Consider the following 18,569-nt stretch of genomic DNA (forward strand, 5'->3'; position numbering starts at 1 on the left):
AACTGCCATGACTGCACCCGAGATCAAGAAGGGCCTCGCCGGCGTCTACGCCGACTACACCGCCATCTCCAAGGTCAACCCGGAGACCAACTCGCTGCTCTACCGCGGCTACCCGGTCCACGAGCTCGCCGAGAACTGCACCTTCGAGGAGGTCGCCTACCTGCTGTGGAACGGTGAGCTTCCCAACGACGAGCAGCTCGCCCAGTTCAAGAAGGAATGCCACAGCGGCCGCGAGCTCGACCAGGCGACCATCGACGTCGTCGAGTCCATGCCGAAGGACTGCCACCCGATGGACGTGCTGCGCGGGGCGATCTCCTTCCTCGGCACCTACGACGAGGAGCACTTCACCCCCAGCACCGAGCACATCCAGAAGATCGCCCGCCGCCTGCTGTCGAAGATCCCGACGATCGTCGCCCTCGACATCCGCCGCCGCCGCGGCGAGGGCTACGTCGCCCCGCGCACCGATTTGGGCTTCACCGAGAACTTCCTCTGGATGGTCTTCGGCGACGGGCCTGACTCCCCGCTGAACAAGCCGGGCGACGTCGAGTGCTTCGAGAAGTCCATGATCCTCTACGCCGAGCACTCGTTCAACGCCTCGACGTTCACCGCCCGCGTGATCACCTCGACGCTCTCGGACGCGTGGTCCGCGATCGTCGGCGCCATCGGCGCGCTGAAGGGCCCGCTGCACGGCGGCGCCAACGAGGCCGTCATGCACAACATGATCGAGGTTGGCGACCCCTCCCGCGCCGCCCAGTGGTGCAAGGACAAGCTCGCCAACAAGGAGCTGGTCATGGGCTTTGGGCACCGCGTCTACAAGAAGGGTGACTCCCGCGTGCCGACGATGGAAGCCGCCTTCCGCAAGCTCGCCAGCGAGCACGAGGGCACCGAGAAGTGGGTCGAGATGTACGACATCATGGCCGAGACCATGTACGAGAACACCTCGATCAACATCCGCCCGAACCTGGACTTCCCGTCCGGGCCCTCGTACTACATCATGGGCTTCGACATCCCGTTCTTCACCCCGCTGTTCGTGATGTCCCGAATCACCGGCTGGACTGCGCATATCATCGAGCAGTTCGAGAATAATTCTCTGATTCGTCCGCTTTCTGCCTACAACGGTCCCGACGAGCGCCACGTGGAGAAATAGACTGGTTATAAGCGCCGTATCATAGAAGGGATTCACCGTGGCTAATGCCAACCTGCCATCATTCGAGAAGGTGCTCGTCGCGAACCGTGGCGAGATCGCTGTCCGTGCTTTCCGCGCGGCTTTCGAGACGGGGGCGAAAACCGTCGCCGTCTACCCGCGCGAGGACCGCAACTCCTTCCACCGCCCGTTTGCCGACGAGGCCGTGCGCATCGGGCAGGAAGGCCAGCCGGTCAAGGCGTACCTGGACATCGACGAGATGGTCCGGGCCGCTGAGAAGACCGGCGCCGACGCCATCTACCCGGGCTACGGGTTCTTGTCCGAACGTGCCGAGCTCGCGCGCGCCTGCCGCGACAACGGCATCACGTTCGTCGGACCCACCCCGGAGACCTTGGATCTGACGGGCGATAAGTCGGCCGCGGTCAACGCCGCGTCCGAGGCCGGCCTGCCGGTGCTCAAGGACTCCAAGACCTCCGAGGACCCGGACGAGCTCGCCGAAATGGCCAAGGACTTCACCTTCCCGGTGTTCGTCAAGGCCGTGGCGGGTGGCGGCGGCCGCGGTATGCGGTTCATCGAGAAGCCGGAGGACGTACGCGAGCTCGCCGCGGAGGCCTCGCGCGAGGCGGCGGCCGCGTTTGGCGACGGCCACGTCTACCTCGAAACCGCCGTCATCAACCCGCAGCACATCGAGGTACAGATCCTCGCCGATTCCCACGGCAACGTCATCCACCTCTACGAACGTGACTGCTCGCTGCAGCGCCGGCACCAGAAGGTCGTCGAGATCGCCCCGGCGCAGCACATCACCGATGATCTGCGCGAGCGCATCTGCGCCGACGCCGTGCACTTCTGCGAGCACATCAACTACCAGGGCGCCGGCACGGTCGAGTTCTTGGTCGACGAGCAGGGCAACCACGTCTTCATCGAGATGAACCCGCGCGTGCAGGTCGAGCACACGGTGACCGAGGAGGTCACGGGCGTCGACATCGTCAAGGCGCAGCTGCACATCGCCGCCGGCGCCTCGCTGGAGGATCTGGGCCTTACCCAGGATTCCATCGAGCTGACCGGCGCCGCGCTGCAGTGCCGCGTGACCACCGAGGACCCGCACAACGGCTTCCGCCCCGACTCCGGCGTGATCACCTCGTATTTCTCGCCGGGCGGTGCGGGCGTGCGTCTCGACGGTAGCGTCTCCGTCGGCACCGAAATCACCCCGAACTTCGACTCGCTGCTGGTCAAGATGACGTGCCGCGGCGCGGACTTCGCCATCGCCGTCAACCGCGCCCGCCGCGCGCTCAACGAGTTCGAGGTCGGCGGCGTGCAGACCAACATCGGCTTCCTGCGCGCCCTTCTGCGCGAGCAGGACTTCCAGCACAACCGCATCAGCACCAGCTTCATCGCCGACCACATCCACCTGCTCGAGGCCCCGCCGGCCTCGGACGAGAACGACCGCATCCTCGACTACGTCGCCGATGTCACGGTGAACAAGCCCAACGGCGAGCTGCCCACCCGCCTGCAGCCGTGGCGCAAGCTGATGCACATTGACATCGACAAGGAACCGCCGCGCGGCTCCCGCAACGACCTCCTCGAGCTCGGCCCGAAGAAGTTCGCCGAGAAGATCCGCGTGCAGAAGGCGCTCGGCATCACCGACACCACGTTCCGCGACGCCCACCAGTCGCTGCTGGCCACCCGCATCCGCACGGATACGCTCATCCACGCCGGCGTGGCCACCGGCCAGCTCACCCCGGAGCTCTTCTCCGTGGAGGCCTGGGGCGGGGCGACCTACGACGTCGCCATGCGCTTCCTCTACGAGGACCCGTGGGCGCGTCTCGACGCCCTGCGCGAAGCCATGCCCAACGTCAACCTGCAGATGCTGCTGCGCGGTCGCAACACGGTCGGCTACACGCCCTACCCGGAGAGCGTGACCCGCGCGTTCGTGCAGGAGGCGGCGGAGTCGGGGATCGACATCTTCCGCATCTTCGACGCGCTCAACGACGTCGACCAGATGCGCCCCGCCATCGACGCCGTGCTGGAGACCGGCACGAGCGTCGCCGAGGTCGCGATGGCGTACTCCGGTAACTTCGCCAACCCGAACGAGGACATCTACACCCTCGACTACTACCTGCGCCTCGCCGAGAAGATCGTGGACACCGGCGCGCACATCTTGGCGGTCAAGGACATGGCCGGCCTGCTGCGCCCCGAGGCGGCCCGCCGCCTGGTCACCGCCCTGCGCGAGCGCTTCGACCTCCCGATCCACATCCACACCCACGACACCGCCGGCGGCCAGCTGGCCACCTACCTGGCGGCGGCCGACGCGGGCGCCGACATCGTCGACGGCGCCTCGGCACCGTTGGCGGGGACGACGTCGCAGCCGTCGTTAAGTGCCATCGTCGCGGCGTTTGCCAACACGGAGAAGGACACCGGCATTTCGCTCAGCGCGGTTTCCGAGCTGGAGCCTTACTGGGAGGGCGTGCGCCAGGTCTATGCACCCTTCGAGTCCGGCATCCCCGGCCCGACGGGGCGCGTGTACCGCCACGAGATCCCCGGCGGCCAGCTCTCCAACCTGCGCACGCAGGCGGAGGCACTCGGCCTGGCGGATCGTTTCGAGCTCATCGAGGACACCTACGCTGGCGTCAACGAGATCCTGGGCCGGCCGACGAAGGTCACCCCTTCGTCGAAGGTCGTCGGCGACCTCGCGCTCTACCTGGTCGGCGCCGGCGCGACGCCCACCGAGTTCGCCGAGGACCCGCACCGCTACGACATCCCCGATTCCGTCATCTCCTTCCTGCGCGGCGAGCTCGGCGTGCCGCCCGGGGGCTGGCCGGAGATTACCGAGAAGATCCTGGAGGGCCGCGGCCAGGGCCAGCAGTCGCTTGTCGACGTCCCACCCGCCGAAGCCGAAAACCTCACCTCGGAGGATCGCGCGGTGCGGCGCGGCGCGCTTAACCGCCTGATGTTCCCGAAGCAGGCCGAGGAACTCGCCGAGCACCGCCGCTCCTACGGCAACACCGACCGCCTGGAGGACCACGTGTTCTTCTACGGCCTCGAGGAGGGCGTGGAGACGGTCATCCGCTACGGCGAGGCGGGCAAGAAGCCGACGCCGATGGTCGTGCGTCTCGACGCCGTCAGCGAACCCGACGAGAAGGGCCGCCGCAACGTCGTGCTGGTGGTCAACGGGCAGATCCGCCCGATGAGCGTGCGCGACCGCAACGTCGAGTCGACGGTCGCGGAGGTCGAGAAGGCGGATCCGAGCCAGTCCGGCCATGTCGCGGCGCCTTTCGCCGGCGTGGTGAACGTGACCGTCGACGCCGGCGATAAGGTCAAGGCCGGTGACCCGGTCGCCACGATCGAGGCGATGAAGATGGAGGCCACGATCACCGCGACGATCGACGGCACCATCGAGCGCGTCGCCCTCAAGGAGGCCACGAAGGTCGAAGGAGGGGACCTTATTGTAGTGATCTCCTAGCGCCGGCGCAGCGCTTCTCCAGCGCATCATGGACGGGCTGTGGATAACTCACCTGCGGGCGGGGTTATCCACAGCCCTTTCTGCATGCCGCGCGCGATCCGTTTAGCGTGCGAGCCATGACCTTCCAGACACTTCTCCAAGCCTTGAGCGGCTCCGCGCTCGACACGCTCGCCGGCTTCGACCGCCGTGCCGCGCTCGACGCCGGCCTCGATCCCGCGCGGGTGCGGGCGTGGGCCGGGCTTTACGACGTCTATTTCGCCCCCACCCACTCCCGCCAGAAGCAGCGCCAGGCCGCCGAGAAGGCGCGCCGGCGGGGTTTCTCGCTTGACCAGCTCGCGCTCATCGAGCGCCGCCTGAAGCCCGTGAAATCGGCGCGTACGCGGGCGAAGCTGCGCCTGCAGCTCCTCGACGCCCAGGGTGACTACCAGGCCCTCGCGCGCCTCGCGAAGCGGCTGGTGCCGGGCAAGAAGAAGCCGCGGCGCAGCCAGGTGCGCTTCTCCCGCTCGCGCGACGGCAAGCGCACCATGACCGTCACCGCCGACGAACGCGACCTCGCCGATCTGGAGCACGCGGTGAGCCGGGAGATCGACCCGTCGAAACCCGCCGCTCCGCAGATGCTCAAGGCCTTCTTAGACCTCATGCGTGGCGACGGCACCGGCGTACCCCGCGCCGTCCCCAGACCCTTGCTGCTGATCCCGCTGCCGGAGTGGACGAAGATCATCCGCGGCGACGGCGACGAGACCATCCTCGGGCTCACCGACGGCACCACCGTCACCGGCGCCGAATTCCTCCAGCGCTACGCCACGGAGGAATACGGCCTCGAGGCGGCGACCTTCCACCCGAAGGAAGGCGCGGTCAACCTGTACCGCACGAAAAGGCTGGCGAACCAGAAACAGCGCGATTTGGTGCGCGCCACCCAGACCGTCTGCCCGGTGCCGGACTGCCGGTGCGCGGCCGATATGTGCGAGATCCACCACGTGAAGGCGTGGAGCCGGGGTGGGGAGACGAACCTCGATAATTTGGCGGTGCTGTGCCGCTATCACAACCGCATGAACGACGACGACCCCGCCCACCCGCGGCGCGGACGCATCGAGATCATCGACGGCGCGCCGGTGTGGCGCTCGCCGCGCGGCTACGCCGTGGCCAACGAGCACCACCCGTACGGGGCGATGCAGACGCTCTTTACTTGATCTCCAGCAGCGCGTCGCCCTTGTTGACCTGCTGGCCCTCCTGAATCTTCAGGCCGGTGACCGTGCCTGACTTGTGGGCCTTGACCGGGTTTTCCATCTTCATGGCCTCCAGCACCGCGACGACGTCGCCCTCCGCCACCTCGTCGCCCTCGGCGCACGACAGCTTGATGACGCTGCCCTGCATCGGCGCCGTCACCGCATCCCCGGACGCCGCGGCCGCGTTGCCGCCCTTCGCCCGCTTGCGCTTCTTCTTTTTCGGCGCCTGGCCGCTCACGCCGAACCCGGCCGGCAGCGCGACCTCGACGCGTCGGCCGTCGACTTCGACGACGTACTTCTCGTGCGGGGCCTTCTCGTCGTCGCTGTCGGCGGGATCGACGTACGGGGAGAGCTCGTTGTTCCACTCCTCCTCGATCCAGCGGGTGTAGACGCCGAAGCCTTCCTCATCGCCGACGAACGCCGGGTCTTCGGTGACGGCGAGGTGGAAGGGGAGGACCGTCGGCAAGCCTTCGACGTTGAACTCCGCTAGCGCGCGCCGGGAGCGCTGCAGCGCCTCTTCGCGGGTTTCGCCGGTGACGATCAGCTTCGCCAGCATCGAGTCGAACTGCCCGCCGATCACGGAGCCCTGGCGCACGCCAGAGTCGACGCGCACGCCCGGGCCGGCCGGCTCCGAGTAGGCGGTGATCGTGCCGGGGGCGGGCATGAAGTTCGAGGCGGCGTCCTCGCCGTTGATGCGGAACTCGAAGGCGTGCCCGCGCGGGGTCGGGTCCTCGGTGAAGCGCAGCGGTTGGCCTTCGGCGATGCGGAACTGTTCGCGCACGAGGTCGATGCCGGTGGTCTGCTCGGTGACGGGGTGTTCGACCTGGAGGCGGGTGTTGACCTCGAGGAAGGAGATCAGGCCGTCGGAACCCACGAGGTATTCGACGGTGCCGGCGCCGTAGTAGCCGGCCTCGCGGCAGATACGCTTGGCGGATTCGTGGATGGAGGCGCGCTGGGCGTCGGTGAGGTACGGGGCGGGGGCCTCCTCGACGAGCTTCTGGAAGCGGCGCTGCAGCGAGCAGTCACGCGTGCCGACGACCACCACGTTCCCATGCTGATCCGCCAGCACCTGGGCCTCGACGTGGCGCGCGCGGTCGAGGTAGCGCTCGACGAAGCACTCGCCGCGCCCGAAAGCGGACGTGGCCTCGCGGGTGGCGGATTCGAAGAGCTCGGTGACCTCGGAGCGTTCATAGGCGACTTTCATGCCGCGCCCGCCGCCACCGAAGGCGGCCTTGATGGCGATGGGCAGGCCGTGCGCGTCGGCGAAGGCTTCGACTTCGGCGGCATCCGCGACGGGGTCTTTGGTGCCCGGGGCCATGGGGGCGTTCGCTTTCTCGGCGATGTGGCGGGCGGTGACCTTGTCACCGAGGTCGGCGATGGACTTCGGCGACGGGCCGATCCAGATGAGCCCGGCGTCGATGACGGCCTGGGCGAAGTCGGCGTTTTCGGACAAAAAGCCGTAGCCGGGGTGGATGGCGTCGGCGCCGCTGCGGCGGGCGGCGTCGAGGACTTTGTCGAAGTCCAGGTAGGACTCGGCGGAGGTCTGGCCGCCGAGGGCGAAGGCTTCGTCGGCGTAGGCGACGAACGGGGCGTCGGCGTCCGGTTCGGCGTAGACCGCGACGGAGGCGATGCCGGCGTCGCGGGCGGCGCGGAAGACGCGCAGCGCGATTTCCCCGCGGTTGGCGACCAGCACCTTGGTGATCTTCTTCGTTTCTGCAGCCACTTACGTAACCCTCCTGGATGTATTCGTGCACGCGAAAACGTGAGTGTTCGCTCAAGTCTCGCATGTTACAGCGTTTTAACCTACGCGAGCGTAACAAACGCCAGGTTAGGCCAACAAAAGTATCAGGACTCGTCATCTGGGCGGTCGACGCGGGCGATCGGGGCGCGCACCATGTTGCCCCACTCGGCCCAGGACCCGTCGTAGTTGCGCACCTTGTCGTAGCCCAGGATGTAGCGCAGCGTGAACCACGTGTGCGCGGAACGATCGCCGACCAGGCAGTAGACGAACGTGTCCTCATCGGCGTCGAGGTCGGCGAAGCGCTCGCGGATCTCGGCGGGCGAGCGGAAGCGCGCGTTCGGGTGCACGGACCCGTCCCACGGGATGTTCCGCGCGCTCGGGATGTGGCCGGTGCGCAGCACGCCGGGGGTCATGGCGTTGGTTTTCATGCCCTCGGTGGCGCCCTGGTACTCGGTTTTCTCGCGCACGTCGATGATCTGGGTGTCGTTCTCTAAGGCGGCGAGGACTTCGTCGGAGAACACGCGTATCGACGAATCATCCCTCTCCACCACCGGGTAGTCAGTGGCGGGGTAGGACGGCACTTCGAAGGAGGTGTCACGTTCCTCGCCCATCCAGGCGTCGCGGCCGCCGTCGAGAAGCCGCACGTCCGGGTGGCCGAACAGCTCGAAGATCCAGAGCGTGTAGGCGGCCCACCAGTTGCACTTGTCGCCGTAGATCACGACGGTGTCGTCGCGTGCGATACCTTTTTCGCTCATGAGCTGCGCGAAAGCCTCGCCGTCGAGGAAGTCGCGGGTGACGGGGTCGTTGAGCTCGGTGGTCCAGTCGATGCGCACGGCACCGGGGATGTGGCCGATGTTGTAGAGAAGCGAATCCTCGTCGGATTCGACGACTTTCAGCCCGTCCATCCCGAGGCGCGCGGACAGCCACGACGCGGAGACGACGCGTTCCGGGTGGGCCCACTCAGCGAACTCGGGTGCAGGATCATACTCGACTGCCATGTTTATCGTTGGTCACCTTTCTGCCCCGACGTGGGTGCAATTACAGTCACCCGTCTATGTTACCGCTGGCTCAGTCGAGAAGCTTCTCGACGCCCCCCGGATCCGCATCCGACAGCATCTGCCGGCAGCGGTCGTACTCGTCGTCCTCGCCGATCAGGCGCGCCGCTTTAGCGAGCGCGGCGATCGCACGCAGCACCGGCTGGTTCGGTTCGTGGGCGAAAGGCACCGGTCCCCAGCCCTTCCAGCCGTGGCCGCGCAGCCTATCCAGCGAGCGGTGGTAGCCGGTGCGGGCGAACGCGTAGGCGATGAGCTTCTCCTCGTCGCTGTGGGCGTGAGCGAGCGCCTGTTCCGCCTTGTGCGCCCACACGGCGGGGGAGGCGGGGAAAGAAAAAGCCGTCGAGGCCTCCCCGAGGTCGTGGCCGTGGGCCGGGTCCTCGGGAAGCTCGACGGGGTCAGGGGCAAGCAGGTCGTTGAATTCCATGCTGCCCAGGCTACGTCAGGTGCTTAGTCTCCCGCGATGAGCTGGGCGGCGCGCTCGCCGATGACGTAGCAGGTGATGTTCGGGTTCACGGCCGTCAGCTGCGGCATGACCGACGCATCGGCCACGCGCAACCCCGTGACACCTTTGACGCGCAGTTCGGGGTCGAGGGGGGACATGTCGTCGTCAAGCGAGCCCATCCGCACGGTGCCGGCCGGGTGGTAGACGGTGTTATGCGTCTTCGCGACGTATGCCGCGATCTCCTTGTCGGTCTTCACCTCGGGCCCCGGTGCGAGCTCCCGTTTGACGATATCCTTCAACGCCTCCTGCCCCGCGATCTTGCGCGCCAGCTTGATGCCCTCGACGGCGATGTGCATGTCGTGGCCCTCGTCGTCGGTGAAGTAGCGCGGGTCGACGGCGACCTTGTCGCGGTAGTCGGCCGAGCGCAGGCGCACGGTGCCGCGGGAGCGCGCGTGGGTGACGTTCGGGGTCAGCGCGAACATCTCCTCGGCGCTCGGGTAGCCGGCGCGGGCGGTGTGCATGTCGAAAGGCGTCGAACCGTAGTGCATCATGAGATCCGGCAGGTCTTCGTCCTCGTTGATCTGCGTAAAGATGCCAATCTCCCACCACTGCGTCGAATCGCGCACCATCGGGACCTTCGTTTCGAAGTTGATGACGGCCTCCGGGTGGTCCTGCAGGTTCGAGCCGACGCCGGGGGCGTCGACGCGCACGTCGATACCGTGCTCGCGCAGGTGCTCCGCCGGCCCGATGCCGGAGAGCATGAGCAGCTGCGGCGTGTTAATCGCACCGGCCGACAGGATGACCTCGCGGTTGGCGCGCAGCGTCGCCTTCCGGTTGAAGATATCGGCGCGGTACTCGACGCCGGTGGCGTGGTTGTTGTCGTCGAAAAGCACGCGGGTGACCCACATGTCGGTGAGGACGTCGAGGTTCTCCCGGTCGGCGATGGGGTGCAGGTAGGCAACGCTTGACGACGCCCGCGTCCCATCCTCCTTACGGTTGACTTGGAAGAAGTCGGCGCCGTGGGTGACGGTCTCGCCCTCGTTGAACGGTGTCCGCGGGATGCCGGCCTGCTCGCACGCTGCGAGCACGGCGACGCCGACGGGGTCGTCCTCGGTACCGGAGCGCAGCTCGACGGGGCCGTCGTGGCCGTGGTGCTCACCGTCGCGGTCGTTGGTCTCGAGCTTCTTGATCAGCGGCAGGATCTCCTCTGGGCCCCAGCCGTTGGCGCCGAGCTTCTCCCAGATCTTCAAGTCCTCGGCCGGGGTGTGAAACGCGATGCACGAGTTGTGCGACGAGCAGCCGCCGAGCACCTTCGCACGGGCGTGGCGCATGAAAGAGTTGCCGTTTTCCTGCGGCTCGATGGGGTAGTCCCAGTCGAGGCCGGATTCGAGCAGCTCGGGCCAGCGCTTGAGGGTGAGGACTTCGTCGTGGTCCTTATCGTGCGGGCCGGCCTCCAGCAGCGCGACGGTGATCTCGGGGTCTTCGCTCAGGCGTGCGGCGAGCGCGGCGCCGGAGGAGCCGCCGCCGACGATGATGTAGTCGTATGCGCGGGTATCAGTCATTGTGCTCCTTCTGCGGGAACCAGCCGGTCACGGCGGGTTCGGTGTTGTGGTAGATGTGCTTCGGCTGCTGGTATTCCTCTAAGCCGGTGGGCCCGAGTTCGCGGCCGATGCCGGACTTCTTGAACCCGCCCCACTCGGCCTGCGGGATGTACGGGTGGTAGTCGTTGATCCAGATGGTGCCGTGCTGCAGCCGGGCGGAGACGCGGTGCGCGGTGCCCATATCCGAGGTCCACACGGCGCCGGCGAGGCCGTAGTCGGTGTCGTTGGCGATCGCGATGGCCTCGTCCTCGGTGGAAAACGTCTCGACGGTGATGACGGGGCCGAAGCCCTCCTCGATGACCGCCGGGTTGTCGGCGGTGCAATTGTCTAAGACGGTGGGGGAGTAGAAGCAGCCGTCGGCAAGCTTTTCGGGCCCGAAGTCGCCGCCGCAGCGCAGCGTGGCGCCGGCCTCAACGCCGCGGCGCACGTAGTCGGCGACCTTGGCGCGGTGCTCGCGCGAGATGAGCGGGCCGGTTTCGGCGGCCTCGTCGAAGGGCCCGCCTAAGACGATGTCTTCGGCGCGGCGCACCAGCTCGTCGACGAACTTCTCCTTGATGGATTCCTCGACGATCAGCCGCGCGCCCGCCGAGCACACCAGGCCGGAGTCCATGAAGCCGGCGTTGAGGGCGTTGTCGACGGCGGCGTCGAAATCCGCGTCCGCGAACACGACGTTCGGGTTCTTCCCGCCGAGCTCGAGCGCGACCTTCTTGACCCCTTCGGCGGCCGCGGAGGCGATGATCTTGCCGGTGGCCAGCCCACCGGTGAAGGAGATCAGATCGATCTCCGGGTGCGAGGAGAGCACCGAGCCGACGTTTGCGCCGTCGCCGGTGACCAGGTTGCCCACGCCCTTCGGCAGGCCGAGCTCGTCGAGGACCTGAAGGATCAGAATTGTGGTGTGCGGCGTGAGCTCCGCGGGCTTAATGACGAAAGAGTTGCCCGTCGCCACCGCCGGCGCGATCTTCCACGCCGCCTGCAGCAGCGGGAAGTTCCACGGGGTGATCATGCCGCAGACGCCCACCGGTTCGTACGCGACGCGGGAGAGGACGGAGGGGTCGCCGGCGTCGACAAGCCGGCCGGGGTGCGAGTCCGCAATCTTGCCGAAGTACCGGAAGCAGCCCGCGATGTCTTCCATGTCGCCTTCGGCCTCGACGAGGCGCTTGCCGGTGTCCAAGGCCTCGGCGCGGGCGAATTCGTCCTTGCGGCGCAGGATCTCGTCGGCGACCTTGATGAGAAGGTCGCCGCGCTCGGCGGCCGGGGTGTCGACCCACACCCGCGAGTCGAAAGCCTTGCGCGCGGCCATGATGGCGCGCTCGGCGTCAGCGGCGCTGGCTTCGGAGACGACGCCGACCTCACTGCCGTCGGCCGGGCAGTAGATGGTGCGGGTGGCGTTGTCGGTGGCGGGCTGCCACGTGCCGTCGATAAACAGCGTGTCCACTAGTTGTCGGTCCTTTCCTCTTCGGGGTTACCGCCCTGCAGCGTACCCGCGTCGGCCCAGTCGTTGGGGGCCTCGGTATCCAATCCGGTGATGGAGGACCCGGCCGCGCCGCCGCGTTGCATGAGCTGCATATGCGACTCGTAGGCGTTGAGAACATCCGCGATGACCTGGTCTTTCGAGCAGCCCATGAGGTTGTGGCCGCGGGTGCCGCGGGCGTTGAATACCTCGACGGTGTAGTACTGGTCACGTCCGGCGTCGGTACGCGGGGCGTACGACGGCATCGGGTGCGCGACGGGGTAGAGCTCGTATTTGAACTCCTCCTGCTCCGGGAAGCGCGCCGAGAGGTTGACAAACGGCAGGTTCTCGTCCGCGGTCTCGCCGCTGGAGTAGCGGATATCGACGCCCAAATCATCCAGCTGGTCGGCCACTGCGGCGACTGCGGGGGTGGCGGTGGTGCGCAGGAAGTCGAAGGCCTTCTCCTGGGTGGGGAAGCTCATGCGGCGGGTCAGCCGGTCCTTCCAGTTGCTGCCGGCGCTATAGGGCTGCTCGCCGAGTGCGGTGACAAACGCCGCCTCCTGCGAGGCCAGCGAGCGGCGTTCGGCGCGCAGGGCCTTGTAGACGGAATAGATCAGCCCGTACATCACCAAGGAGAAGGGCAGGCCGATGAGCACGGTGGCCGCCTGGGTGGTGTAGACGCCGTCGATGAAGAGCATCACGAGGGTCAGCGCGCCGGTGAGCACGGCCCAGACGATGCGCAGGATCGGCGAGCCGTCGGAATCCTCGAGGGTGGTGTGCGAGGACATGTTCGCCATCACCAGCGAGCCGGAGTCGGCGGAGGTGATGTAGAACAACAGGGCCACGATGATCGCGATGGCGATGAGGAAGGTGGCGCCGGGGTATTCGGCAAGCAGGTTGAAGTAGCCGGATTCGGGCAGTTCGACGGCCTCGTTGAGGAAGGCGTCGTTGCCGTCGCGGAACTCCATGAGCGCGGCGTTGCCGAAGATGGAGACGAACAAAACGATGAACATCGGCGGGATGAACAGCACGCCGAGGATGAACTCACGCAGCGTGCGGCCGCGGGAGATACGGGTGAGGAACAGCCCGACGAACGGCGCCCACGCGATCCACCAAGCCCAGAAGAACAGGGTCCAGTCGGCGAGCCACTGATCCGCCGGGTAGTCGGCGGCGCCGTCGGTGTAGATGAAGGTTTCGAAGAGCATCGTCGGCAGGCGGGTGAGGAAGTCGCCGATGTTTTGCACCAGCCCGTACATCAGCTCGGCGAAGCGACCGGTGATAAGCACCCACGCCATGAGCCCGATGGCCAGAAGGACGTTGAGCTCGGAGAGCCGGCGGATGCCCTTGTCCACGCCGGAGACCGTCGACAAGATGGTCACAAACACCGACACCGCGATCAGCGCGACCTGCACCGTCTGGTTGGTGGGGATGTCGAAGATGTGCGACAGGCCGTAGTTGATGAACACCACGCCGATGCCCAGGGAGACGGAGATGCCGAAGATCGTGCCGATCAGCGCCGCGATGTCCACCGCGTCACCCGCGGCGCCCTTGATGCGCCGGCCGAGGATCGGCGCGAGCGCGGAGCGGATGCTCAACGGCAGGTGGTAGCGGTAGGCGAAGAGCCCCAGTGCGGTGCCCATGAGGGCGTACATCGCCCAGCCGGGGATGCCGTAGTGGAACATGGTCCAGACGGCGGCCATGCGGGCGGCTTCGTCGGAAAGCGGCTCGACGTCCGGCGGGGTGAGGAAGTTGGTGGCGGGCCCGGAGATCGAGAAGAACATCAGATCGACGCCGATTCCGGCCGCGAACAGCATCGACGCCCACGTGAACAGGCTGTAGCGTGGTTTCGAATGATCAGGGCCGAGCTTGATGTGCCCGGAGCTCGACAGTGCGATGACGACCACGAAGACCACGATCACCGCGGCCGTGAGCACGTAGTACCAGCCGAGGTTCGTGGCGATCCAGTCCATCGAGCCGAAGATGACGGTCTCGGCCTGCTCGGGCGCGAGCCACGCCCAGATGACGAACGCCGTCAGCATCGCCGCCGAAATGAAAAATACGGGTTTGTGGACAGCCGAATACCGCTTCTTCTTCTGCGGTTCGGGCTGTGTCTCGGTATCCGCGGATGCCGAGTGAGAAGCAGAAGCACTCACAACTCAAAAGTCCTGTCCGTTGTTGAAATCCAGTAGAACCGGATCAACGTTATCGGACAATCCCCAGAATCTCTAAGGACTCCAGAACTGGCTCACAGTAAAACCGAAGGAATACAGCGCCCGGCGCACGACGGGCAGCGACAGCCCGATCACCCCGGAAGGGTCTCCGTCGATGGAGTCGATGAACCATCCGCCGAGCGCTTCGAGCGTGAACGCCCCGGCGCATTCGAGCGGCTCGCCGGTGGCGGCGTACGCCTCGATGTCCGCCTCGCTCGCGGAGGCGAAGCGGATCGTGGTGGTGCCGACGTCTATGAACCACTCATCCCCGCACACCACCGCATGCCCGGTGAGCAGTTCCGCCTGCCGGCCGGCCTGCTTTCGCCAGCGCTCGACGGTGACTTCGCGGGTATGGGGTTTGCCGAGGAGGTGGCCGTCGAGAAGCAACATCGAATCCGCCCCGATCACCACGTCCTCGGGGTACAGCGGTGCCACCGCCGCGGCCTTCGCGCGGGCGAGGGTGGCCACGTAGTCCGCCGGGGCGTCGATGCCGGCGGCGAGCGCCTCTTCGTCCACGTGCGCCGGGTGCACCACCGGCTCCACGCCGGCGGCGCGCAGGATCGCCTGCCGCGACGGCGACTGGGAGGCTAAAACGATGTGCATCTAGTAGAACGTGACGTTGCGAAACGCGTTCGGGTTGAACAGGTGATCGCGCCGGTAGGGGTCCTTTTTGCCCCACAGGTTGCGCTCGGTGTCGCGCTCGGTGCGGGCCTGGGCGGCGAGCTGGGTGAGCACGGTGGTCAAGGCGGCGACCTCGGAGTCAGAGGGGTTGCCCTTGAGGACCGTGAACAGCGGTGCGGAGGTGTCGGACATGTGAGAAATCCTAGTTGCTTACGCCAGCGGGATGTTGTCATGCTTGCGCGGGCGGCGGGTGACGACCTTCCGGTCGAGCAAACGCAGGCCCTCAATGAGCTGGACGCGGGTGGTGTGCGGTTCGATGACGGCGTCGATAAGCCCGGACTCGGCGGCGCGGTACGGGGTGAGGTGGGCCTCGGCCCAGGCGTCGGCGTGGGCGTGGGCGTCGGCGCCGAAGAGCGCCTCGGTGGCGGTGGGGGCGTCGGCGACGGCGATTTGGGCGGTCGGCCAGGCGTAGGCGAAGTCGGCGCCGGTGTCCTTGGCGCCGAGGGCGACGAAGGCGGGGCCGATCGCCTTGCGGGTGGTCACGGTAAGCTTGCCGACGGTCGCCTCCGCGTACGCAAACGTCAACTGGGCAAGGGCCCGGGAGATGCCGGCGTGCTCTTGGTCGACGGAGGGGACGATGCCGGGGGAGTCGACGAGCGTGATCACGGGCAGGTTGAACGCGTCGCAGAAGCGGATGAACCGGGCGGCCTTGGTGGCGGCGGCGTGGTCGAGGCAGCCGGCGAGGATCTCCGGCTGGTTGGCGACGATGCCGACCGCCCGCGATTCGATCCGCGCAAATCCGGTGACGAGGTTCGCCGCAAAGTCGGGCTGGAGCTCGCGGAACTCGCCGCCGTCGACGATCGCGGTGATGATGTCGTGGACGTCGTAGGTTTCTTCTTCCCGATCCGGCATGAAGCCATCGAGCGCGCGCTCGCGATCGCCGATGGAGTCGTTGACGTTGCCGGTGATCGGCTCGCCGGTGCGCGGGGCTTCGGCGTGGTTGTTGGCCGGAAGGTAGCCGATGACCTCGCGGGCCAGCTCGATCGCCTCGACGACCCCGGCGGCGGTGAGGTGCGCCTGGCCGGTCTTCGTGGCGTGGATGTGGGCGCCGCCGAGTTCTTCCGCACTCGGCGTGGTGCCGGTGACCTTGCTGATGACGTCAGCGTCCGCCACCTGCACCGAGGTGCCCTCGACCTGGATGGTCAGATCGGCGAACTGGGCGTTGACCGCGGCGGTCGAGGTGTTATCGCCGGCGATGACGGCGATCTGCGGCACGATGCCGGAGGCCAGCGTGGCGGCGTTGGCGATGCGCGCGGCCATGGTGAGCCCGGCCAGTCCCTCGACGACGCGGGTGCCCCGCGCGGCGTTGATGGCCACCACCGGCACGCCGGTTTTGGTGGCGAGGTCGTAGACCTTGAGGATCTTCTCGCCGTTGACCTCCCCGATGGCGCCGTCGAAGATCTGGTCGTCGTGGGCGTAGACGCAAATGCGCCGGCCGTCGACGGTGCCGAAGCCGGCGACGACGCCGTCGGTCGCCGGGCGGTTGCGGCTCATGGCCTTGTCCTCGACGCGGTGGCGGGCCAGGGCGTCGGTTTCGACGAAGGAGCCCGGATCGACGAGCGCGAGCACGCGTTCCCGGGCGGTGATCACACCCGCCGCCCGGCTGTCCGCCGCCGCGGCCTCACCGAGGGGAGCTTGTGCTTCGCTTAAGCGGGTGCGCAGATCCGCCAGCTTGCCCGACGTCGTGGTCAGATCCGGTTTCTCGTCTGTCATGTCGTTTTAGTCTAGGACTCCTTCGCGAAACATGCGTGACCGGCCCGCTTAGAGCGGGATGTTTCCGTGCTTGCGCGCCGGGCGGGAGACGTTCTTATCGCGGTACAGGCGCAGGTTGCGCGCGACCATGCCGCGGGTTTCGGAGGGGAGGATGACGGCGTCGATAAGCCCGCGCTCGGCGGCGTTGTACGGGTTTAACATGTGGTCTTCGTACTCGCGCTCGAAGCTTTTCGCCAGCTCGGCGACATCCAGGCCCTTCTCGCGGGCCTGCTTGAGCTCCTTGCGGTAGATGAAGCCGACGGCGCCGGCCGCGCCCATCACCGCGATCTGGGCGGTGGGCCAGGCGAGGTTGACGTCGGCGCCTAGGCCCTTCGAGCCCATGACGCAGTACGCGCCGCCGTAGGCCTTGCGCATGGTCACGGTGATCTTCGGGACGGTGGCCTCGCCGTAGGCGTAGAGGAGTTTCGCGCCGCGGCGCAGGATGCCGCCGTATTCCTGGCCGGCGCCGGGGAGGAAGCCGGGGACGTCGACAAGCATGACAATCGGGATGTTGAACGCGTCGCACGTGCGCACGAAGCGGGCGGCCTTCTCGGAGGAGTCGATGTCCAGGCAGCCGGCGTAGACCATCGGCTGGTTGGCGACGAAGCCAACCGACTGGCCCTCGATGCGGCCGAAGGCGACCACGACGTTTTCGGCGCGGTCGGCCTGGATCTCGAGGTATTCGCCGTCGTCGGTGAGTGCTTCGATGACGTCGCGCACCTCGTAGGGCTGGCTGGGGGAGTCGGGGATGATCTCGTCAAGATGCAGGTCGTCGGCGGTGATGTTGTCCTCGACTGAACCCTCGTCGGCGTGGAAGGGCTCGTAGGGCGCAATGGTGCGGTTGTTGCTCGGCAGATAGGCCACGAGGTCGGCGACGAAGTCGAGGGCCTCCTCGTCGGTCTGGGCCACGTAGTGCGCGTTGCCGGCGGTGCGCATGTGCGTGCTGGCGCCGCCGAGTTCTTCCTGGGTGATCTCCTCGCCGGTGACGGTCTTGATCACATCCGGGCCGGTGACGAACATCTTCGAGGTCTTGTCCACCATCACCACGAAGTCCGTCAGCGCCGGCGAGTACGCGTTGCCGCCCGCGCAGGCGCCCATGATCACGGAGATCTGCGGCACGACGCCGGAGGCGTTGATGTTGTGCCAGAACGTCTTCGCGATCCAGTCGAGAGAGACCGCGCCGTCCTGGATGCGCGCGCCGGCGCCCTCGTAGAGGCCGATGAGCGGGCGGCCGGTGGTCACGGCCAGCTCCATGATCTTGCACATCTTCTCGCCGTAGACTTCGCCGAGCGCGCCGCCGAAGACGGTGCCGTCCTGGGAGAAGATGCAGACCTCGCGGCCGTCGATGGTGCCCCAGCCGGTGACGATGCCGTCGGTCTCGGGGCGCTTGGCCTGCATGTTGAAGTCGTGGGTGCGGTGCTTGGCCAGCATGTCCGTCTCCACGAACGACCCCTCGTCGAGAAGGTGGGCGAGCCGGTCGCGCGCGGTGAGGCGCCCGGCGTCGCGCACCTTGGCGTGCGCGCGATCGCCCATGGGGGCGTTGGCCTGCTCGCGGCGCTTCTTCAGCTCTTCGATCTTGCCTGCGGTGGTCGAGGTGTCGAACACGCCGTCGAGCTCCGATAAACGTGAGGAAATGGTCATGTTTGCGCAGTCTATACTTTCGATGCGGTTGTTTCCATACCCGAAGTGCCGGATGTTTCGCCGGGTTCCGGTTGGAGGTTACGATAGCGCAGGTTACGCAACCGTAGGTACGCTTGTCGACGTGCCACGTGCCCACCACCCGCCGGGGGTAAAATCCGGGGGTATA

Annotated in this window: 13 protein-coding genes; 3 read left to right on the forward strand and 10 right to left on the reverse strand. The window is 67.0% G+C overall.

Going from position 1 to position 18,569, the window contains the following annotated elements; all coding sequences use genetic code 11:
* Window positions 1-7 precede the first annotated feature (7 nt).
* From C3B44_RS02495 to C3B44_RS02505, 3 genes are all read left to right on the forward strand, one after another.
* Window positions 8-1,147 carry a bifunctional 2-methylcitrate synthase/citrate synthase gene (locus tag C3B44_RS02495; protein ID WP_108430981.1) on the forward strand — a complete coding sequence of 380 codons (1,140 nt, stop codon included), beginning with the start codon at window positions 8-10 and terminating at the stop codon, window positions 1,145-1,147.
* A gap of 37 nt (window positions 1,148-1,184) precedes the next feature.
* Window positions 1,185-4,604: a pyruvate carboxylase gene (locus tag C3B44_RS02500; protein WP_108430982.1), complete on the forward strand. Its 3,420-nt coding sequence runs from the start codon at window positions 1,185-1,187 to the stop codon at window positions 4,602-4,604.
* Between the two features lie 116 nt (window positions 4,605-4,720).
* Entirely contained in the window at window positions 4,721-5,794 is a 1,074-nt protein-coding gene (locus C3B44_RS02505; protein WP_108430983.1) for an HNH endonuclease signature motif containing protein, read from the forward strand.
* Here the strand turns inward: C3B44_RS02505 and C3B44_RS02510 are convergent.
* The 10 genes from C3B44_RS02510 to C3B44_RS02555 form a co-directional block, all read right to left on the reverse strand.
* Window positions 5,787-7,553 (reverse strand): acetyl/propionyl/methylcrotonyl-CoA carboxylase subunit alpha, encoded by a 1,767-nt coding sequence (locus C3B44_RS02510; RefSeq protein ID WP_108430984.1) that lies wholly within the window; start codon window positions 7,551-7,553, stop codon window positions 5,787-5,789. The genes C3B44_RS02505 and C3B44_RS02510 overlap by 8 nt on opposite strands.
* A gap of 122 nt (window positions 7,554-7,675) precedes the next feature.
* Complete coding sequence (locus C3B44_RS02515) at window positions 7,676-8,569, reverse strand: sulfurtransferase (RefSeq protein ID WP_108430985.1); 894 nt, start codon at window positions 8,567-8,569, stop codon at window positions 7,676-7,678.
* Between the two features lie 70 nt (window positions 8,570-8,639).
* A complete protein-coding gene (locus C3B44_RS02520) occupies window positions 8,640-9,050 on the reverse strand; it encodes a DUF3151 domain-containing protein (protein ID WP_108430986.1) in 411 nt (136 codons plus the stop codon).
* 23 nt (window positions 9,051-9,073) lie between these two features.
* Window positions 9,074-10,630, reverse strand: a complete 1,557-nt coding sequence (locus tag C3B44_RS02525) for a GMC family oxidoreductase (RefSeq protein ID WP_108430987.1) — start codon at window positions 10,628-10,630, stop codon at window positions 9,074-9,076.
* Window positions 10,623-12,104 (reverse strand): aldehyde dehydrogenase family protein, encoded by a 1,482-nt coding sequence (locus C3B44_RS02530; RefSeq protein ID WP_108430988.1) that lies wholly within the window; start codon window positions 12,102-12,104, stop codon window positions 10,623-10,625. The genes C3B44_RS02525 and C3B44_RS02530 overlap by 8 nt, the downstream gene beginning before the upstream one ends.
* Window positions 12,104-14,272, reverse strand: a complete 2,169-nt coding sequence (betT, locus tag C3B44_RS02535) for a choline BCCT transporter BetT (RefSeq protein ID WP_108430989.1) — start codon at window positions 14,270-14,272, stop codon at window positions 12,104-12,106. Before betT ends, C3B44_RS02530 begins: the two co-directional genes overlap by 1 nt.
* A gap of 72 nt (window positions 14,273-14,344) precedes the next feature.
* The gene (locus C3B44_RS02540; protein WP_108430990.1) at window positions 14,345-14,932 is read right to left on the reverse strand and encodes a Maf family protein; all 588 of its coding nucleotides are present in this window, start codon (window positions 14,930-14,932) and stop codon (window positions 14,345-14,347) included.
* Window positions 14,933-15,142: an acyl-CoA carboxylase subunit epsilon gene (locus C3B44_RS02545; RefSeq protein ID WP_108430991.1), complete on the reverse strand. Its 210-nt coding sequence runs from the start codon at window positions 15,140-15,142 to the stop codon at window positions 14,933-14,935.
* A gap of 18 nt (window positions 15,143-15,160) precedes the next feature.
* Window positions 15,161-16,723, reverse strand: coding sequence for an acyl-CoA carboxylase subunit beta (locus C3B44_RS02550; protein WP_108430992.1), 1,563 nt, complete (start codon window positions 16,721-16,723; stop codon window positions 15,161-15,163).
* Window positions 16,724-16,771: 48 nt separating this feature from the next.
* Complete coding sequence (locus tag C3B44_RS02555) at window positions 16,772-18,403, reverse strand: acyl-CoA carboxylase subunit beta (protein WP_108430993.1); 1,632 nt, start codon at window positions 18,401-18,403, stop codon at window positions 16,772-16,774.
* Window positions 18,404-18,569: the final 166 nt, after the last annotated feature.

The organism is Corynebacterium yudongzhengii (genome assembly GCF_003065405.1).
In the GTDB taxonomy this organism is placed as follows: domain Bacteria; phylum Actinomycetota; class Actinomycetes; order Mycobacteriales; family Mycobacteriaceae; genus Corynebacterium; species Corynebacterium yudongzhengii.

Bases quoted from the DNA above. Each gene is read 5' to 3' on its own strand.
- C3B44_RS02495 (WP_108430981.1), top strand. From the start codon at position 8: ATGACTGCACCCGAGATCAAGAAGGGCCTCGCCGGCGTCTACGCCGAC.
- C3B44_RS02505 (WP_108430983.1), top strand. From the start codon at position 4,721: ATGACCTTCCAGACACTTCTCCAAGCCTTGAGCGGCTCCGCGCTCGAC.
- C3B44_RS02515 (WP_108430985.1), bottom strand. From the start codon at position 8,569: ATGGCAGTCGAGTATGATCCTGCACCCGAGTTCGCTGAGTGGGCCCAC.
- C3B44_RS02520 (WP_108430986.1), bottom strand. From the start codon at position 9,050: ATGGAATTCAACGACCTGCTTGCCCCTGACCCCGTCGAGCTTCCCGAG.
- C3B44_RS02525 (WP_108430987.1), bottom strand. From the start codon at position 10,630: ATGACTGATACCCGCGCATACGACTACATCATCGTCGGCGGCGGCTCC.
- C3B44_RS02540 (WP_108430990.1), bottom strand. From the start codon at position 14,932: ATGCACATCGTTTTAGCCTCCCAGTCGCCGTCGCGGCAGGCGATCCTG.
- C3B44_RS02545 (WP_108430991.1), bottom strand. From the start codon at position 15,142: ATGTCCGACACCTCCGCACCGCTGTTCACGGTCCTCAAGGGCAACCCC.
- C3B44_RS02550 (WP_108430992.1), bottom strand. From the start codon at position 16,723: ATGACAGACGAGAAACCGGATCTGACCACGACGTCGGGCAAGCTGGCG.
- C3B44_RS02555 (WP_108430993.1), bottom strand. From the start codon at position 18,403: ATGACCATTTCCTCACGTTTATCGGAGCTCGACGGCGTGTTCGACACC.